We start from the raw sequence: 1,837 nt of genomic DNA, 5'->3' as shown, positions 1-1,837 counted from the left end.
CGGCAGTTGCTCATGGTTAGAAGTTACCGTAAGACAGTTGAGCCTTGTCTTGATGCAGTCGCTCATGGGGGGGACCCCCAAGACCGCGCTGCATCGCTAATCAATAAGTTTTACCCCTTTTTTGCATAGCCTACCAACCATAAAGGCTCAACGTAATCAGGTTTCGTCTCCGGGGGAGACCCCCAAGACCGCACTGCCTCCCCAAGACCGCGCTGCATCGCTGCACCAGTACCTCCGATCTCAACAGGTTCACTAACGGTAAATCCTTGAGCGCTAAACACCTTTCCAGCGCTATTCACCAAACCCGATACAATTGTGGGGCTTTCGTTTGTGGCATCACTCATACCATTACTTTCCTGTCCGGGAATAGTTACAGCGAGGTCATCATTGTTAACTTTCATCAAGTGTCTCCTTGTGAAAAAGTAGTCAACTACATGACGTTGTTCTTGTTTTTAGTAAAGAGTTCAGTTTTGAAGAACATCAAGTTCGACTTATTTGAACCTCATATATTCATCAAACTCTACTGCTAACTGACTTACCGCCTGAGAAGATCTGACTTGTGGCTGACTTGTGCCTGACTTTTAGTGGATCAATAATAAAATTTATATAGTAGTGATGAAATGAGCCATGGCCAGGTCCCTTAAAGTTAGTCAAGGGTGCATTGAAAAAGTCAAACTGGCAGTCAGGCGTAACGGTTTTCCCAGCCAGCGAGCTTTGGCTGAGGATGTCGGCTTGTATTTAGCCACGGTCAACAACTTCCTCACAGTTGACACTCCCCGGTCATTAGACGCGGGGATTCTTCACTCAACGACGCAGCTTGCTGAACCTGACCGGAGTCAAGAACAGTAGAGGCCAGATCTCCTGAAGAGTTCGGATCAATGATCCAGGTTCCGGTGTGCCCCACCGTACCCAATGCTCTTTTCAGAATATTGATTGCAGCGTTGTGGTCTCTATCAAGTTCACACCCGCATTTGCACACGTGAGTTCGAGTCGATAGTGATTTTTTCACAACTTCACCGCATTCAGAACAATTTTGGCTAGTATAGGCAGGGTTTACCGCAACAGTGGCTCTGCCAAACTTAGTTCCAAAATGCTCTAACCATTTTCTAAATTGATACCAACCTACATCGTTAATAGATTTAGCTAGACAGTGGTTTTTAACCAGGTTTTTAACCCTTAAATCTTCATAGGCGACCAAGTCGTTAGACCGGACTACGCAACGTGCCGGAGACGAAACCTTAGAAGAGTGCAGCCTTACAACAAAACCTGTCACCTTTGATGCATAGCCTACCAACTATAAAGGCTGCACTCTTCTTGCGGTAACTTCTAACCAGTCTCTTAGCATGTTCTATGCGCTGCGCGCAGGCTTCGCCAACACGCTGCCTACTTATTTTAAGGTGCTGTCTACCTAATCTATTGACGGCTTTCTTGCGATTGGATGTTCGCGTAGCGTGGCCTACGGCCTTGCCTTTATTTTTACGAGAAACTCGACGCTGATAAAATTTTAGCCGCTTTTCACCTTTGCGATAAAACTTGGGGTTAGGTTCAGTATTTCCTCTAGAATCGGTGTAAAAATCTTTCAATCCTACATCCAATCCTACAGTGGCTTCAGCAGGTTCCAATTGTTCATTTATATCGACGGAAATACAAAACTGAACGTAATACCCATCAGCCCTTTTGACAATCCGAACTCGCTTTATTTGCTTCTTGTCGATTAAACTAAGTCGGTAAGTCGCCCCACCGACTCGTCTCCAAAACCGGACGTGAAAGTTTCCCTTCATCCGGCTCCTCATCATAGGAACCATTGACATTGGTACTTCTACCATGGGTTTATATC

At 45.6% G+C, this 1,837-nt stretch carries 3 protein-coding genes and 1 pseudogene; 1 reads left to right on the top strand and 3 read right to left on the bottom strand.

Annotation, left to right across the window (positions count from 1 at the left end):
- Positions 1-110: 110 nt before the first annotated feature.
- The gene (locus tag F6K52_RS35905; protein WP_293089928.1) at positions 111-401 is read right to left on the bottom strand and encodes a hypothetical protein; all 291 of its coding nucleotides are present in this window, start codon (positions 399-401) and stop codon (positions 111-113) included.
- Positions 402-627: 226 nt separating this feature from the next.
- Here F6K52_RS35905 and F6K52_RS35900 point away from each other — a divergent pair, with 226 nt between their 5' ends.
- The gene (locus F6K52_RS35900; protein ID WP_293089930.1) at positions 628-849 is read left to right on the top strand and encodes a hypothetical protein; all 222 of its coding nucleotides are present in this window, start codon (positions 628-630) and stop codon (positions 847-849) included.
- Here F6K52_RS35900 and F6K52_RS35895 read toward each other — a convergent pair.
- Positions 761-1,225 (bottom strand): annotated as a pseudogene (locus F6K52_RS35895) (transposase); the annotation flags it as partial. The gene F6K52_RS35900 and the pseudogene F6K52_RS35895 overlap by 89 nt on opposite strands.
- A 13-nt stretch (positions 1,226-1,238) precedes the next feature.
- Positions 1,239-1,837: transposase (locus F6K52_RS35890; protein WP_293089924.1), on the bottom strand; the 599-nt coding region annotated here is incomplete at its 5' end.

It is taken from the genome of Moorena sp. SIO3H5 (genome assembly GCF_010692395.1).
Classification (GTDB): Bacteria; Cyanobacteriota; Cyanobacteriia; order Cyanobacteriales; family Coleofasciculaceae; genus Moorena.
This window is presented reverse-complemented; position numbering and strand designations above follow the sequence as displayed.

Bases quoted from the DNA above. Each gene is read 5' to 3' on its own strand.
- F6K52_RS35905 (WP_293089928.1), bottom strand. From the start codon at position 401: ATGAAAGTTAACAATGATGACCTCGCTGTAACTATTCCCGGACAGGAA.
- F6K52_RS35900 (WP_293089930.1), top strand. From the start codon at position 628: ATGGCCAGGTCCCTTAAAGTTAGTCAAGGGTGCATTGAAAAAGTCAAA.